Here is a 16,128-nt window from a genome sequence, read left to right as displayed (position 1 = left end):
AGTTATTTATCTCCTGAATAGAAATGGCGGATTGAAAGAAGCATGGAATAGGTACCCGCTCCAAGACCTATAAGCAGTCCGATTATTAAGAAAATTGGTTCGGTACCCCAATGCTGATCCAGCCATCTGCCTGAGAAAATACCTATTAGAATGGAACCTACTAATTGGGAGACGATTGCGGACATTAAAGCCATAGCTTGTAATGGGTTGCGGTTGTTTTTACGCATTATAACACATCCTCACTCTGAGAGAATGTCAATCGGGCAAATGGTAAAATCCATAACCTAAATACTATCTTTAGATAGATTTATTTACATGAAAACCCTATCATTTACACCCTTAGTTAGCATACAATAGCACCCTGTCAATGTCAATGAAATTACGTGAATTATGCCACAAACTATTTCCTTAAGTATTTTCCAATTTAGAATTTACTCAACAATCTTATTGTAGAGTAAATTGTGAAGGAATTTTGTTCATTTTGTGTCTATTTTGTGAACAATTATAATTATACTAATGGTACAATATTATGAACTTTTATTATGATTTTGTTAAAAAGACCATGTCTTGGTGTGGACAAGGTCTTTTCTCAAAATTGCTATTTAGTTTTTTTCCTCTCAATCGTGATCATCCGTTGGATATGGTCCTCTTTGCTGGCCTTTTTGGCAAAAACCTTTACTAAATAGGTCCCGTTTGCTGGAAGCTGGTCGTCTGGGATGTCCTTGCGAACAAGTCCCTTTTTCACATTGGTAATCGTATCTAAATAGCCGACAAACCGATAATCCTCCGGGTTAAACAAGGCAATCCCAAATTCCTCCGCCCCGCCTGGCAAATACACCTCATAGCGGTACTGCCCTGGTTTGTCGCCTTCAGCAAAATCAAAGCCCATGACCCTTGGATAGTCCGGTTCTTCTAAAACATAGAGATAGGGAATCCGAACCGTTGCCCCGCCCCCCTGCAAACGGAGATATCCGTCGTGAATTTTCCCTTTAAACACCTGCGGGTCAACCGTTAACTCGACTGTAATGTCCTTTGTCTGCTTAGGCTCAAGCGTAAACGAAAGCGGCAGCCTCCATTCCAGTCCCTCGACATATGGCGGGATATCAAATGAATAACGCTGGTCTTGCTGGCTTGTATTTTCGACATGCAGATAGGCTTTATGGACGTCACTCTGTTCCGTAAATTTCCCAAACCGGATACTGCTCGGTGTGACGAGTGTGGTGGCTTGGATCGCTTCGTCGACCTGGATTCTGCCTGCCCCCTGTTCAAAGGTGCGGTAGTAGGCGGGTTCCCTCTGTGTCCCAAGGGTTCGGCCATTGATGGTAGTGGTCTTACGTCCGGCTCCGTTCGGGATGGTCGCCGTACGGTCAACACTATTAGACTTTGCGAGCGGTTTTGCCGTGTTCATCAGGGCCGCTTTGATTTGTTCGGGTGTCCAGTCCGGATGGGCCTGCTTAATTAATGCGCAGGCCCCAGCAACGTGAGGCGCCGCCATACTCGTTCCTTGAAGCGACAAATAGCCGCCCGGAATCGTCGAATTAATGGCTACCCCGGGGGCAACAATATCCGGTTTGATTTCCCAAGTCCCCGTCACCGGACCCCGCGAACTAAAGTCAGCAAGCCGGTCTGAATCCTCGCTGACCGTGACCCGTGCCGAGGTGGTTTGTTTTTTTAAGGCCTTTTGTAAAATAACCCCGTCTTCCTTCGAGATGGCCCCGACTGGGATCGACATTTGCGTATCGAGGTTTCCCATGAAACGGCCGCCGCTCATATTGTTGTAGATGAGCACCGCTTTTGCCCCTGCCCGCTTCGCATTTTCCGCTTTTTTTGAAAAAGTTAAGACCCCTCTTTTGATGAGGGCAATTTTCCCTTCAATATTTTTCAATTCATCAGGTCTCCCGATGCCGCCATCGACAAGATCAGCGGAGCGGTCGAGCGCCCACTTGGCTGAGCCTTCAAGCGGTTCAATCTGGAGTTTATCCCGACTTCCTTCTATTAATAGATAGGGTGTCTCCAAAGTTGGGGTCGAGGCACCCACCGATATCGCTTTGGAGGCGGTTCCAGGTGAGCCAACACTCCAAACATTTGGCCCGGAATTACCAGAAGCCGCCACGGCGACAATTCCGCGGTCGACGGCGCGGTTGAGGGCAAGGCTGATTGGCAGGTCAGGCCCGTTTATATCATTTCCGAGCGAGAGATTGACGACATCCACTTTATCCTTAATTGCCTGATCAATCGCCGCGAGCACCTGCTCGGTGGTCCCGCCCCCACCCGGCCCTAGCGCGCGGTACGCAACAATTTTTGCCTCCGGGGCAACGCCTTTTATTTTTCCATTGGCCGCAATAATACCGGCCACATGGGTTCCGTGGATCGTCGCCTTCCCGAGCGCCAGCGTTTCCATCGGATCGCGGTCGTTGTCAACCAGGTCCCGGCCGCCGGCATAATTGCGCTTGAGGTCGGGATGGTTGTAATCGACGCCCGTATCAATGACCCCGACCGTTACCCCTTTCCCCGTCAGCCGTTCATTTTTTTTATCAAAAAAACTGCGGACTTCTTCCCCGCCAATAATTTTGACGCTTTCTTCGGTTTCGGCTTGGTAGGTAATAACAGGCGAGACGTTTTTGATTTGTTTATGGCTGCGGCCGATTTCAGCAAGTGTTTCTGCACTGCCTTCGACCGAGAATCCATCAAGCGCGTGGTGGAAGACACGGCGCAGCTTAACGTCTTTATAGGGTTTCATGAGCTGTTGGATTTCCTGGTCGGTGTGTGGTTTGTCCAAGATTATAATGGCGGTTGTCTCCCGCGTGCTTTTGGTGATCGAAGGATGGATGAGTATTTTCGGAGTTTGAAAAGCTAGCAGTAACGCGAGTAGAAGTTTCATCGATAGATTTCCCCTTTTTCCATATCGTTTTCTTCGAGGGGGAAAAGTATGCACGACTATTTTGGGAAACGGGAATCGGGAATCGGGTATTGGGTATTTCCTATTTACCTGGTGGGAATCGTGTTTGCGTTGATTCCCTTTTTACCTGGTGGGAATTGTGTATGCGTTGATTTCCTTTTTACCTGGTGGGAATTGTGTTTGCGTTGATTTCCTTTTTACCTGGTGGGAATCGTGTATGCGTTGATTTCCTTTTCATCGAGTGGGCACAGGAGTTGATTTTTCGGAAGTGTGTATTTTGTTCCTCGTTTAGATCCATTAGACGTGAGGTTAAGCGCCCTTAGTTGTTTCCCTGCTACAAAGGTGGATTTAATATGTGTAAACTCAGCAAACTGCTTCCTCGTAATCATCGGTCCAATCAAGAGAAAATAATCATCTACAGTTGGAAAATGAGCCGTTTTTGAGATTAACAGGCAATTAGGACAGTGCCAATTTGCTGAATAATAGTCCATCGTGACGTTTTGACACTTAGGACATAACACTCCAGTTATAATGTCGTCTTTTGATAATTTGTAAGTTTGAAGAATATCAGGAATAGGAGTTTGATGGAGGGCTAAAAGGAGGTCCACTAATTGACTGGTTTTTCTTTTGCTAAACACGGGTTTTTGGTACTTCATTTCAAGCTCTTCCACTTTGTCCAGAAGTGACTCGGCATAAATCAACTCATTGAAAATTTGCTGATTGTCAGGAGTTGTTTCCACTTTAGTCGTCGGTTTACTGATGATTACCACTTTTTCAATTGGCAAACCCTGCATTTGCATCTTTCTGAGCCAATTTACGAATTGCAGTTTCTGCCTTTTCACCTGAAGCATTGGATTCGAAATGCCCTCTTCTTCATTATTAAATTCCTTGGTTACATGATTGGTTTCCTTGTTAAAAATCAATTTCTTCGATAGATTTTTGACTTCTGCCAGGAAGATATAATTCTGTGAAAGTATCACTAAATCAATTTGGAATGTCTTCTTGTCAGTTAGCCGCAGGCCATGAAAAATGTAATATTGTTCTTCGGGCAAAAGCGAAAGATAGTAGCTGCATTCCTTCTCGCCGTAGTATCCCTTCAGCCACGATCTTAAATCGCGTTCGACAGTCGGTCTGATTGGATGATTTTTCGATACCCTGCGGAGTATCGCCATACATTGGTAAGCTTGAATTGGTAACTTCAGTTCTAAAACGACCATATACATCACCTCTTTTTATATTCAGTGGTAATTTCTATTAAAAGATTAGATATCCTGCTTAAAAATTAAGCAAATTATATCTTTTTAGTGAAAAATAGTCTTTTTGCCGTTCACTTTTTAGGTCTATTTCGGTTCTTGTTATTGATTTTTGTTCTTTATTCAAGTTTAAAATTGTTCTCGTTGAAGTTTTGTGCCAATTCTCGGTGGTTTTGTGCCATTTTGGGCAGGTTTTGTGGCGATTTCTAGAGTTTTGTGCCATTTCTAAGAGGTTTTGTGCCATTTTCAAGGTGTTTTGTGCTAATAGACAAATTCCCCCAAAAATGGACCCCCTTTTAAAAAAAATAAATGGGTTTCAGTACAGATTTTTCATTTTCTCATTATTTTTCCAAAAAATGACCTATTTTTAATAAAACCAACAAAAAAAAAAGCCGAATAAGCTCGACTTTATTTCAAACGGTATCCTATTTCGTTCCAAACAACCGATCTCCTGCATCACCAAGGCCTGGGACGATGTAGCCGTGGTCATTTAATTTCTCATCCAAAGCAGCGATATAGATATCCACGTCCGGGTGGGCTGACTTTACTGCTTCCACGCCTTCTGGTGCTGCAATTAAACACATAAATTTGATATGTTTCGCGCCGCGCTTCTTCAAGGAGCGAATTGCTTCAATCGCCGAACCGCCTGTTGCAAGCATCGGATCAACCACAATGAAATCACGCTCTTCCACATCACTTGGGAGCTTAATATAATACTCAACCGGCATCAAGGTTTCAGGGTCGCGGTATAAACCGATATGGCCCACTTTCGCAGCTGGGATTAATTTTAAGATGCCATCAACCATTCCGATTCCTGCACGCAAAATGGGCACAATCCCGATTTTCTTACCGGATAGAACCTTGGATTTCGCTGGGCAGACAGGTGTTTCGATATCGATATCCTCAAGCTGCATATCTCTGGTAATTTCAAACGCCATAAGCGTCGCGACTTCATCGACAAGCTCGCGGAACTCCTTTGTTCCTGTGTTTTTATCACGTATGTATGTTAGTTTATGTTGAATGAGTGGATGGTCGAAAACGAATACCTTGGCCATAATCATCGCTCCTTATTTTAAATTATAAACACTTCGTCTCATTTTACAGAAAAAAAAGGCAATGAGCAAATAGAATTCAGCACTTTCAACTAGTTAGATTTTTCAAAAAAAATCGGCCTACGATAGGCCGATTTTCTGTTGCTTAATATTCAGGATAAAGAGTAAATTTGCTTGTTAATGCTTCGACACGACCTTGAGCTTCTTCAAGTTTCGCCTCATCTTCATGGTTCTTCAAGGTAAACGCGATAATTGAAGCGATCTCGTCCATATCTGCTTCAACAAAGCCACGGCTTGTCACTGCTGCCGTACCGATACGGACACCGCTTGTTACAAACGGACTTTGCGGGTCAAATGGAATTGTGTTTTTGTTAACCGTGATGCCAACCTCATCAAGGACCTTTTCAGCAACCTTGCCAGTTAATCCAAGCGTCGTTACGTCCACTAACAAGAGGTGGTTGTCCGTTCCGCCGGATACTAACTTCAAGCCTTCTTTTTGAAGACTTTCAGCTAAGCGCTGAGCGTTCGTGATAATCTGACCAGCATATTCTTTGAAGCTTTCCTGTAATGCTTCACCAAACGCAACAGCTTTTGCAGCAATGACATGCATTAGTGGACCGCCTTGAATTCCTGGGAAGATCGATTTATCAATTTTCTTGCCGAATTCCTCTTTGCAAAGGATCATTCCGCCGCGTGGACCGCGTAATGTTTTATGCGTAGTTGTGGTAACAAAATCAGCGTACGGTACTGGGTTTTGATGCAAGCCTGCTGCAACAAGTCCAGCGATGTGCGCCATATCCACCATGAGGTATGCACCGACTTCATCGGCAATCTCACGGAACTTTGCAAAGTCAATTGCACGCGGGTAGGCACTAGCACCAGCAACAATCATTTTCGGCTTGTGCTCGAGTGCTTTTGCACGCACATCATCATAATTGATGCGGTGCGTTTCTTGGTCCACACCATATTCAACAAAATTATATTGAACACCACTGAAGTTAACTGGGCTGCCGTGTGTTAAGTGGCCGCCGTGGGATAAATTCATGCCAAGCACGGTGTCACCTTGCTCTAGAACTGTGAAGTAAACCGCCATATTAGCTTGTGCACCTGAGTGAGGCTGCACGTTCACGTATTCCGCTCCGAAGATTTCCTTTGCGCGGTTGCGGGCTAAGTCTTCGACGATATCAACATATTCACAGCCGCCGTAATAGCGTCGGCCAGGATAGCCTTCTGCATATTTGTTCGTTAAAACGGACCCCTGGGCTTCCATAACTGCTTCACTTACAAAGTTTTCTGAGGCAATTAATTCGATTTTTGAACGTTGACGACCTAATTCTTTTTGAATCGCTTGAAAAACCTGTTCATCAGCTTGTGGCAAATGCTTCATGACAAAAATCCCCCTTATATGTAAATAAATTAGATACTTTTCGAAAATTCTTTTTTATTTTAGCAGAAACACCCTTAAATTAAAAGAGAAACATTTTTCGGTTTTTAATTATATTTTATACCTAAAGTGAACATCTTTATACGTCAGTACGTTATTTTCCGAACGAAATTAATTTTTATCACATAAACATTCGTGTTTTAGCATAATGCATCAAAATTTACCAGAATATAAAAAACTTTAATGATGGTGCCTGACACCCAAGTTTATTAAGAGCAGCTCGTGTTTTCCTGATTCCGTTCGTATACGGCTCTTGCGCCGCCGATCAGTTTCGGGCGTACTTTGGCGAGTGTTACATGGGCCTGCCCGATGCTTTTTTGCTTCACGCGGACTGGAACGGCGACATGTTTTAAGTGCATCCCGATGAGTGTGTTGCCGATATCAATCCCGGCATCCGCCTTCACGAATTCCACTAAAACCGCGTCATCCATCGCTCCAAACGCGTAAGTCGCCATCGCCCCGCCTGCCTTTCGGACAGGGACAACCGAAACTTCATCGAACCGCCTTTCCTCCGCAACCGCACGTTCGACCACCAAGGCCCGGTTTAAATGCTCGCAACATTGGAAGGCAAGCGCGATCCCCGTCTCCGCCTGAAGGTTTTTCAAACAGCGGTAAATCATTTCCGCCACTTCAACCGTGCCAGAGGTGCCAATTCGCTCCCCAATTACCTCACTCGTACTGCAGCCGACCACTAACAGCTGCCCTTGTCTTAACGCACCCTGCTCTTTGAATTCCGTTAAAATCGCTTCCAGTTCTTGTTCACACGTTTGAATCATATGCCTTGACCTCCCCTAAAAAAGATTTCCAGTCCAGCCCGAGCTAAATTAGAGGTGTTTGTCCTCGTATTCACCAATTTTTCCTATCCTGTTCGCATGACGACCGCCTTTAAATTCACCCGTCAGCCAGATCTCAGCTATATCTCGAGCAAGGCCAGGGCCAATGACGCGTTCACCCATCGTTATGATGTTTGAATCATTATGAGCCCGAGTTGCTTTGGCGCTAAACGTATCATGGACCAAGGCACAGCGAATCCCTTTCACTTTATTAGCAGCAATACTCATGCCAATTCCCGTTCCGCAAATCAGAATCCCGCGGTCAAACTCGCCGCTCGCCACTTTCTCAGCAACTGGCAGCGCGTAATCTGGATAATCAACCGATGTTTCACAGTCACAGCCAAAGTCCTCAAATTCAATCCCCAGTTCGTTAAGTAATTGCGCAATTTCCTTGCGAAGATTCACTCCGCCATGGTCTGATGCTAGTGCCACTTTCATGTGAAAAACCTCCTCTATTCTATTTATCTTTTACAGACTAGCCCCAGCTCCTCGCCACTAGTGTCCGTCACGAAAAGGGGCTTTGCTCTCCTGATTAATTTTGACATACTGCCACAAAAATATAAAGTTTCAATCAAAAAATAAAAGCCCTCTTCGAAAAGAGAGCATCTGTCACTTTAGTTTTCCAATTGTTTTATCAATTAATCCATTTAGTTCACGAAAGGTTTCTTCGTACATGGCGAGCGGTCCGCCGTACGGGTCGACGACATCATGATTGAAGCCTTCCCCGCTGTATTCCTTTAAGGTATATACCTTCTGACCCTCATGAGGGTATTGCTGCAGAATGGCCAACTTATGTGAGGATGTCATCGTTAGGATGAGGTCGGCCCATTCGACTTCATCACTCGTTAACAAACTGGAACGGTGATTGTGCACAATCCCATTGTCCTCCAACACCCTTTTTGCATGTGGCGATGCCTCACTGCCGTTCGCAGCATAAATTCCTGCCGACCTTACTTCGATCTCGTCGACCGCTTTATTTTTCAAAATCGCTTCTGCCATTGGACTCCTGCACGTATTTCCTGTACATACAAACAAAATGCGCTGCAATGTGTTTGCCTCCTTACAAGATTCTTATGTAATTTATTTTATCATAATTAAGTTAGGGATTCGAAAAGGTTGGCCGATCCCGCCCGTTAAAAGAAGGGAGCGAGCAGCTTTAAGCCAAAGGCCAGTAAAATAGCTCCTCCAAGTGCCTCACTATATGACCCGACCCAGCCCTGCATCTTGCGGCCAAGCAGCAGTCCCGCCCATGTTTGGATGGTTGCCATGATTCCAAAACACAAAATAACCATAATCGTCTTCGCACCATAAATGCCTAAGGTAAGCCCTACGGAAAAACTATCCAGACTCACACTCAAGGCAAAGAGCAGCAAGCCGAAACCAATTGGGGAAATAACCTTCTCATCGCTCTTTTTGAGGGTGGACCAAACCATTTGCACACCGAGTAAAATCAGCAGAAAACCGCCGATAAAGGTCGCAAAGGTACCAAATTTATCTGATAAAAATTTCCCAGCAATTAAGCCAAGCAGCGGCATCCATACATGGAACAAACCGATCATGATGCCAATATTAAAAATTTTCTTGAGCCGAAGTTTGTACATCCCCATGCCAAGTCCGACTGAAAATGCATCCATCCCTAGTGCAAACGCCATTAACATAAGAGTTACTATTTCGCCAATCATTTCAGACATTCGGACCCCGCCTCCTTGGACTAACTACCCTAGCATATGCACGTCCAAACTAATTTAGAAGTCATGTTGGGGAAATGGAATATTGGCCGCTTTCGTCTATTATACCGCTTCTTCCACGTTTCTAATTCCAAAATTTGTTACATAATGGTGTTTGCGGCCACATTTAATTGGTGCCTGACACCGAAAAATCCACCAAAAAAATTCAGACTACTACACTACACCCAAAATTAGTGCCTGACACCGAAAAAAAACACCAGGTCCCCTCACAGGAGAACCTAGTGTTTAATCAGCGATTAGTTTATTTCCAGCGGCTTTCTGAAGGCGGTTCATTATTGCATTTCCGACACCTTCGTTCGGAAAGATCTCACTGTAAATGACATCGACCTTTTCTAGATTAAATTTTCGCAGCGTATCATAAAGCGCCGCGGCAACGGTCGTAAGTTCTGCCCGCTTCCCGCAAGCTAGCACCACATCCGCTTCATACACATCCGCCTGCTCTTCCGTTGTCAGCACCCCGACCCGCAATCCCTCCATCCGTTTTTCTTCTATTAGACGCTGGAGAAATTTCGTGGTGCCTGACACCATAAATAGCGGTGCATTCGGGGCGTAGTGTTGGTATTTCATGCCTGGGGCTTTCGGCCGAGCCTCCTCGTCTGTTAACGCGGCATCGACACGTACTTCACCGAGCACAGCCTCAATCTGCTCCTTCGTTACCCCGCCCGGTCTTAAGATAACCGGAATCGCTTCGGTGCAATCGATGACCGTTGATTCCACGCCAATTCCTGTTGCGCCGCCGTCGATCACACCAGCAATTTTCCCATTTAAATCGTCCATGACATGTTGGGCCTTAGTTGGACTTGGTTTGCCCGAACTGTTGGCGCTCGGGGCAGCAATCGGCAGTCCACAACTTTTCAACAATGCCAGTGCGACAGGGTGGTCCGGCATCCTTACCGCAACCGTCGACAATCCCGCCGTGGCTGTTTCCGCTAGGACGCCTTCTTTCTTTTTAAAAATAATCGTCAGTGGTCCCGGCCAAAACGCATCCATCAACACTTCAGCCTTGTCAGGAACCTCAGTTACAAACGTGCTCAGCTGCTTTTTTTCAGCGATGTGGATAATTAGTGGATTATCACTCGGCCTTCCTTTGGCTGCAAAAATCTTCCCAACCGCCAGATCACTTTCCGCGTTCCCGCCAAGACCATAAACCGTCTCTGTCGGCAGGGCAACCACTTCGTTATCCCGTAAAAAATTCGCTGCATCCACAACTTGTGGATTATTTTCAAGATTATCCACATACTTATCCACTTTCCAGACCTTTGTGTTCATAGTTATCCACCTTTATCTCGAATGAGTCTATTAGCGAAATTTGGCGAATTTAGTCACCTAGACTCATATTTTTAGCTCAATACGTTTGAAAGTATAAAAGAAGGTGGGCATAAATACAAGCGTTATCCACAAATTGTGCACAACTTCCTTGAAAAAGTGGATAACTTTGTGGATATATCCACAATTATAGTGAAAATTTTAAAAATATTGAGTTATCCACATTTAAAACGTGTCGAATATGTTCAGATTGATAAAATTCGCTGGGTATATCCTCCCGATCAATCCTCTGGAAGCCCAATATTTCGAAAAACGGTAAGGCCACGCTCTTATTTGTTGCCAAAAACAAACCTTTCATCCCTTTTTCTTTCGCTAATTGCACCATTTGATCAAAAAGAACGAAGATTTCCTTTTCAGCTTGTCCAGGTGTCACAACGAGTGAGCGCAAGAGCCCGAACTCCGTGAAGGCCTCCATGCCAAGCGAACCCTTTAAGGTGCCCTCCTCATTCTCTAGCAGCAAAAAATAGTCAATCGTTTCATCTGTTAGTCCATCCGTCCCCAGATTGGCTCTGGATAAAAACGCTCGTAAACTGCCCAAGTCTTGTTTATTTGCTCTGCGAATCAATGCCTGCATCGCTTCCACCTCTTTTTTTAAGATTCTACTCTATGAATATGGATGAGTTAGAACAAATAGAACCGCTAGATTTGGGAATCTAGTAAAATTTTATTGAAGAAACGACCACAGCCTCGCCGAATTTTTCCACACAAAAAACCAGCCCCATTGCTGGACCTGGTCTAATTAAACATCTTCTCCCACATCTCTACGACGAAAAACTTCACTTCCACCGGCTTTTCATCTTCAGCAGTGTACACGGGTGCATCCTTTTTAGCCAACTTCACTGGCTCATCATCAACCTCAACCATTATCTCATTGAACACCGGTGCATCTTTTTCAATCAGCCTCTCCGGCTTCTTCATTTCTTCTTCGTCCACAGTTGCGGCTTTTTCCTCTTTTTCACTCTTTACCTCAACCTCTTTTTCTACCTTAACCGCAACCTCTTTCTTATCCTCAACTGAGCTTGCTTCTTCTTTTACCCTTTCAACCGTTGCCACCGTTTTTGCCTTTTCAACCTTTTCCTCCGATTTAGCAGGTGCCACTGTTTTTGCTTTCGCCTTTTTCTCTCCTTCAAAGCCATCACTGACAGCTACACCATTTGAAAAATCAAGGAAGCATAATGGCGGGTAAAGCACACACCACCAGTTCGCGCCTTCCCCGCTCCCGAGCGTAATCAAAATCGCTTGATATTCTCCGGCAGGATATAAAAATTGACCATATAATTTCGTCGGAAACTGAACCTTGCCAAACTCCACCTTCACCGATTGATCAGACCCTTGGTCGCGGACCACTTGTTCCGAAATCGCTTGAATCTCAGGAAGCTTCGACTTGATGACCGTTCTTGCTTTTTCCATTGACGTTAAATCCTGAACCCACAGGGTAATCTGCGCATTCACCGCATCGCGCACTTTCCGTTTAATGGCCTGATCTTCTTCAAAATCACTATTCGCAAGAATCCTAAGCCGAATCGCTTCACCAGGAATCACAATCGATTCTTTCGACGCGGCTTCCGTCTTCGGCATATATAAACTCAACATCGTCCCTAAAGACAAAACGATTAGATATCCCCAAACAATCACTTTACTTTTCAATTCTAGCACCGTCCCTTCGATACCTTCATTTTGGACAAAATGCCAGAATCTTAAACTATTAAATTTTGATATTTTTCAAAGAAACGATTGCATGTGCCTCCACTCAAGAGGGTAAAATCTAAATGAATGTTTAAATAAGAGGATGGTCTGTCCTGCGAATGGTTATTTGCTCATTGGACACTATTTTCAGATAAAAGGTGCTGAAATTGCATCCAATCAGGATTATTGGCATCATTTTTTCGATAAAAACTCTATAAATTGCATCCAATCAGGCTTATTGGCATCATTTTTTCGGTAAAAACTCTATAAATTACATCCAATCAGGCTTATTGGCATCACTTTTTCGATAAAAATCTATAAATTGCATCCAATCAGGCTTATTGGCATCACTTTTTCGATAAAAATCTATAAATTGCATCCAATCGCCCCTATTGGCGTCATTATCGAATTAAAAATTAATCTACTGAAAATGGAGTGTAAAAAATGGATCATTCAAAATCTGAATACGTGGACCTAAAAGTAATTTGCCCCGACGATTGCGGCAACGCACCCAAAAAAGCATTTCTTAAAAAATTCAACATATCCTTTGCACAGAATGACCTCGCTTTCTATCAGAGAATATCACCGACGATTTTCACTGGAATATCATCGGTCAACATCAGATCCAAGGAAAAGAAAAAGTGATCGAAATCCTCAAACAAAACCAAAATAATAAAGTAACCGAACTGCAGCTTAACACTATTATCACCCACGGCTATCACGGCTCAGTTAACGGTACCCAAATCGTAGAAAACAAAAAGAAATATGCATTTTGTAACGTATTCCAATTTTCCAGTTCCCGTAATAACTCCAAAATAAAAGAAATGACATCCTATCTAACGGAACTATAAAAAAGCTCAGAGCCAACATACTCTGAGCTTTTTTATAGTTTTCATTATAGTTTTCGCCACATCAATGGAACCTAAGCCCCGAAGCCGATCTCCGCAAACACCATCCGGTCCTTGCCATTCAAATCATTCACAATCTCTACCTTCGCATTGGCAAACGCTTTTTGAAAAAGCTCCGCTACCGCTTCGCCCTGACCGGCCCCAATTTCAAACCCAACCAGTGCACGCTTCTCCAGTACTTGCGGCAGCTCGACCATAAAGCGGCGGTAAAAATCCAAGCCATCCGCCCCCGCAAACAAGGCCCGGTGCGGCTCATGCTCCGTCACAACCTCCGACATCGCCGTCATATCACCGACCGGAATATACGGTGGATTCGAGAGGATCACATCAAACCGAGCCCCGCTCTCGATAAACGGGCCAAGCAAATCCCCCTGAACAAACTCCACCTCAGCCCCAAGCCGGGCCGCATTCTCCCGCGCCACAGCCAGCGACACCTCCGCAATATCAGTGCCTGACACCAATAACACTGGCTCGATAGGAGAATTGGTACCTGACACCATTTCCAACGGCTTGATAGGACTATTGGTGCCTGACACCATTTCCCCTAGCTTGATGGTACTATTGGTGCCTGACACCCTAAGTTCCGCTTCTTCCAGCTTCATGGTAATCGCGATGGCGCCGCTCCCGGTCCCGATATCCGCTAACCTGATAACCTGCTCTCCACTGAACAGCCGCTTGATCCGTTGAAGTGCACCATAGACAAGTTCTTCCGTTTCCGGCCTCGGGATCAGAACCTCTTCATTGACGATAAACGGCCGCCCGTAAAACTCCTCCGTGCCGATGATATATTGGACCGGCACACCCTTCACGTGTTCACCAACCGCTTTTTCAAAGATTTCCCACACGCCCGGCGCTAACTCATCACGCATATTCGCAAACAACTGCGCCCGCGACATTCCGGTGAAATGGCGAAGTAAAAGCTCCCCGGCATTCTCATCACGACGCGCTGAAACTAAAAAAGAAGAAGCCCATTGGAGAGCTTCATAGACTTTTTTACTCATTAGAGGCACTTTCCAGCCTGCGCGCTTGATCATCCATAATCAACGCATCGATGACATCATCGAGCTTGCCTTCTAAAATTTGATCGAGCTTTTGAATCGTCAAGCCGATGCGGTGGTCCGTCACCCGGTTTTGCGGGAAGTTATACGTACGAATCCGCTCCGAACGGTCCCCCGTACCAACCGCAGATTTACGGACAGAATCATACTCCGCCTGCGCTTCCTGTTGATACTTATCATAAATTCGTGCCCGTAAAACCTTCATCGCTTTATCTTTATTCTTGTGCTGCGATTTCTCATCCTGAATCGAAACCACGATCCCAGTTGGAATATGCGTTAACCGAACCGCTGACATCGTCGTGTTAACGGACTGTCCGCCGGCGCCACTTGACGCAAACGCATCAAAACGGATATCTTTATCGTTAATTTCCACTTCTAATTCTTCCGCTTCCGGCAAACAGACAACCGTCGCCGTCGACGTATGAATCCGGCCGCTTGACTCCGTCTCCGGAACACGCTGCACACGGTGTGCGCCGTTCTCATACTTCAACTTCGAATAAGCACCCTGGCCGTTAATCATAAAACTAATTTCCTTATAACCACCAAGACCAGTCGGGTTCGCATCAATCATTTCCGTCTTCCAGCCCTGCGCTTCCGCATAACGGCTGTACATGCGATATAAATTCCCAGCAAACAAGGCCGCTTCGTCTCCGCCCGCTGCCCCCCGGATTTCAAAGATAACATTCTTGTCATCATTCGGATCCTTTGGAATCAACAATAGTTTCATCTTAGCTTCTAACTCAACGATTTGCGCTTCCAGCTCATTAACTTCTTCCTTCACCATTTCGCGCATATCCGCATCCAGCTTCTCATCAAGCATCGCCTTGGCATCCTGAAGCTGTTCGCGTGCCTCTTTATATTCACGATACGTTAGTACAGTTTCTTGTATATCAGATTGTTCTTTTGAATATTCACGAAGTTTCTTTGAATCATTAATAATTTGTGGGTCGCTCAAAAGTTCATTCAACTTATCATAACGATCTTCCACCGATTGAAGACGATCAAACACGGTCTATTCACCTCAATTTTTTGTCCATAACATTCTAATTATAGTATAGGTGAAAACAACCGTCAAAACCAAATTAAGGGGAAATTTTTTCACGGGGTGATTTTTCAGGTCAAAATCCTTTTTTTAAAAAGGAACTCAAGCTACAGCCGTAGAAAAAACATGCCCTGATAATCAGAGCATGCTACCTTCGATCTTCTTTGACACGTACTTCCATTTTATAACGCGGCAAGGCCTGGATTAGTTTCTTATGGAGTCGTGCTTCGGCATTAATTTTTCCCCGCTCAGACTGCATTCCTTTTTTATAAACAGATACCCACATCCGGTCGCCGTTGATCCAGATGGAATCGGCCGTAAACTCATCGGAATCCGCGATAACCTGCTTAGCTTTTTGGATATCGTTGCCTTGATTATTCGCACCAGCTTCGCTGCCGCTTCCTGTCCCCTTCAGGTCAAGGAAGTTCGGATTTTGATTGGTGATATCATCTTCGACCATATGCTGCTTATTCTTGCCCCGATCCGATATATTTGTCGGCGTGTTGCGGTCATTGCCCCGATTGGATATATAATTAGGTTTGGATTGGTCACTCCGTAGGTCATACGCCTCTTCATTCCCATGATTCCCACCCCGATTTCCGTCACAGCCGCTTACTAAAAACAACATACTTAATGAGAGAAACAACATAAATTTTTGCATCTTACACCCCCCATTACTATCATGCCCGGTCACGGCAGCAATAGGTCGAGTGAATTCTTTCCAAGTCCGGGGGCGGATTTTGCGGTCCCACAAGTGATTCCGCTAAAACTGGGTCGGATTCCGCCAACTTCCAAAGTGATTCCGCCAGACTCCCCGGAATTCCGCCGAACTCAAAGTTTATTCCGCCGAACTACCAAACATTCCGCCAAACCGCAAAT

The 16,128-nt window shown here is 44.9% G+C and carries 16 protein-coding genes; 1 reads left to right on the top strand and 15 read right to left on the bottom strand.

The window, feature by feature from the left end; translation table 11 throughout:
• Positions 1-2: 2 nt before the first annotated feature.
• From J7E66_RS08835 to spoIIR, 12 genes are all read right to left on the bottom strand, one after another.
• Positions 3-227 (bottom strand): AtpZ/AtpI family protein, encoded by a 225-nt coding sequence (locus J7E66_RS08835; RefSeq protein WP_088090206.1) that lies wholly within the window; start codon positions 225-227, stop codon positions 3-5.
• 371 nt (positions 228-598) lie between these two features.
• Positions 599-2,881 carry a S8 family serine peptidase gene (locus tag J7E66_RS08830; protein ID WP_214999287.1) on the bottom strand — a complete coding sequence of 761 codons (2,283 nt, stop codon included), beginning with the start codon at positions 2,879-2,881 and terminating at the stop codon, positions 599-601.
• A gap of 215 nt (positions 2,882-3,096) precedes the next feature.
• Entirely contained in the window at positions 3,097-4,116 is a 1,020-nt protein-coding gene (locus tag J7E66_RS08825) for a nuclease-related domain-containing protein (protein ID WP_214999285.1), read from the bottom strand.
• Positions 4,117-4,577: 461 nt separating this feature from the next.
• Positions 4,578-5,207: a uracil phosphoribosyltransferase gene (gene upp, locus J7E66_RS08820; RefSeq protein WP_168241286.1), complete on the bottom strand. Its 630-nt coding sequence runs from the start codon at positions 5,205-5,207 to the stop codon at positions 4,578-4,580.
• A gap of 142 nt (positions 5,208-5,349) precedes the next feature.
• A complete protein-coding gene (gene glyA, locus J7E66_RS08815; protein WP_214712009.1) occupies positions 5,350-6,591 on the bottom strand; it encodes a serine hydroxymethyltransferase in 1,242 nt (413 codons plus the stop codon).
• A 266-nt stretch (positions 6,592-6,857) separates the two neighbouring features.
• Entirely contained in the window at positions 6,858-7,424 is a 567-nt protein-coding gene (locus J7E66_RS08810; protein ID WP_214999283.1) for a TIGR01440 family protein, read from the bottom strand.
• Between the two features lie 48 nt (positions 7,425-7,472).
• Positions 7,473-7,919, bottom strand: coding sequence for a ribose 5-phosphate isomerase B (gene rpiB, locus J7E66_RS08805; protein ID WP_214999281.1), 447 nt, complete (start codon positions 7,917-7,919; stop codon positions 7,473-7,475).
• 171 nt (positions 7,920-8,090) lie between these two features.
• Positions 8,091-8,528, bottom strand: coding sequence for a low molecular weight protein arginine phosphatase (locus J7E66_RS08800; RefSeq protein ID WP_214999280.1), 438 nt, complete (start codon positions 8,526-8,528; stop codon positions 8,091-8,093).
• An 86-nt stretch (positions 8,529-8,614) separates the two neighbouring features.
• Entirely contained in the window at positions 8,615-9,172 is a 558-nt protein-coding gene (locus J7E66_RS08795; RefSeq protein WP_214999278.1) for a manganese efflux pump MntP, read from the bottom strand.
• A gap of 282 nt (positions 9,173-9,454) precedes the next feature.
• Positions 9,455-10,498: an L-threonylcarbamoyladenylate synthase gene (locus J7E66_RS08790; protein ID WP_214999276.1), complete on the bottom strand. Its 1,044-nt coding sequence runs from the start codon at positions 10,496-10,498 to the stop codon at positions 9,455-9,457.
• Positions 10,499-10,682: 184 nt separating this feature from the next.
• Positions 10,683-11,129 (bottom strand): GNAT family N-acetyltransferase, encoded by a 447-nt coding sequence (locus J7E66_RS08785; protein WP_214999274.1) that lies wholly within the window; start codon positions 11,127-11,129, stop codon positions 10,683-10,685.
• Positions 11,130-11,290: 161 nt separating this feature from the next.
• Positions 11,291-12,202, bottom strand: a complete 912-nt coding sequence (gene spoIIR, locus J7E66_RS08780; RefSeq protein WP_214999272.1) for a stage II sporulation protein R — start codon at positions 12,200-12,202, stop codon at positions 11,291-11,293.
• A gap of 680 nt (positions 12,203-12,882) precedes the next feature.
• Here spoIIR and J7E66_RS08775 point away from each other — a divergent pair.
• The gene (locus J7E66_RS08775; protein WP_214999270.1) at positions 12,883-13,092 is read left to right on the top strand and encodes a hypothetical protein; all 210 of its coding nucleotides are present in this window, start codon (positions 12,883-12,885) and stop codon (positions 13,090-13,092) included.
• Between the two features lie 71 nt (positions 13,093-13,163).
• Here the strand turns inward: J7E66_RS08775 and prmC are convergent, their stop codons facing one another.
• The 3 genes from prmC to J7E66_RS08760 form a co-directional block, all read right to left on the bottom strand.
• Entirely contained in the window at positions 13,164-14,150 is a 987-nt protein-coding gene (prmC, locus tag J7E66_RS08770) for a peptide chain release factor N(5)-glutamine methyltransferase (protein WP_214999268.1), read from the bottom strand.
• Entirely contained in the window at positions 14,143-15,216 is a 1,074-nt protein-coding gene (gene prfA / locus J7E66_RS08765; RefSeq protein ID WP_214999266.1) for a peptide chain release factor 1, read from the bottom strand. The genes prmC and prfA overlap by 8 nt, the downstream gene beginning before the upstream one ends.
• 181 nt (positions 15,217-15,397) lie before the next feature.
• Positions 15,398-15,910, bottom strand: coding sequence for a hypothetical protein (locus tag J7E66_RS08760; protein ID WP_214999264.1), 513 nt, complete (start codon positions 15,908-15,910; stop codon positions 15,398-15,400).
• Positions 15,911-16,128 lie beyond the last annotated feature (218 nt).

The sequence above is a fragment of the Bacillus sp. ISL-7 genome (assembly GCF_018613065.1).
The sequence above is the reverse complement of the archived record's forward strand: the minus strand, read 5'-3'. Positions and strand labels throughout refer to the sequence as shown.

Bases quoted from the DNA above. Each gene is read 5' to 3' on its own strand.
- J7E66_RS08835 (WP_088090206.1), bottom strand. From the start codon at position 227: ATGCGTAAAAACAACCGCAACCCATTACAAGCTATGGCTTTAATGTCC.
- J7E66_RS08830 (WP_214999287.1), bottom strand. From the start codon at position 2,881: ATGAAACTTCTACTCGCGTTACTGCTAGCTTTTCAAACTCCGAAAATA.
- J7E66_RS08825 (WP_214999285.1), bottom strand. From the start codon at position 4,116: ATGGTCGTTTTAGAACTGAAGTTACCAATTCAAGCTTACCAATGTATG.
- upp (WP_168241286.1), bottom strand. From the start codon at position 5,207: ATGGCCAAGGTATTCGTTTTCGACCATCCACTCATTCAACATAAACTA.
- glyA (WP_214712009.1), bottom strand. From the start codon at position 6,591: ATGAAGCATTTGCCACAAGCTGATGAACAGGTTTTTCAAGCGATTCAA.
- J7E66_RS08810 (WP_214999283.1), bottom strand. From the start codon at position 7,424: ATGATTCAAACGTGTGAACAAGAACTGGAAGCGATTTTAACGGAATTC.
- rpiB (WP_214999281.1), bottom strand. From the start codon at position 7,919: ATGAAAGTGGCACTAGCATCAGACCATGGCGGAGTGAATCTTCGCAAG.
- J7E66_RS08795 (WP_214999278.1), bottom strand. From the start codon at position 9,172: ATGTCTGAAATGATTGGCGAAATAGTAACTCTTATGTTAATGGCGTTT.
- J7E66_RS08790 (WP_214999276.1), bottom strand. From the start codon at position 10,498: ATGAACACAAAGGTCTGGAAAGTGGATAAGTATGTGGATAATCTTGAA.
- J7E66_RS08785 (WP_214999274.1), bottom strand. From the start codon at position 11,129: ATGCAGGCATTGATTCGCAGAGCAAATAAACAAGACTTGGGCAGTTTA.
- prmC (WP_214999268.1), bottom strand. From the start codon at position 14,150: ATGAGTAAAAAAGTCTATGAAGCTCTCCAATGGGCTTCTTCTTTTTTA.
- J7E66_RS08760 (WP_214999264.1), bottom strand. From the start codon at position 15,910: ATGCAAAAATTTATGTTGTTTCTCTCATTAAGTATGTTGTTTTTAGTA.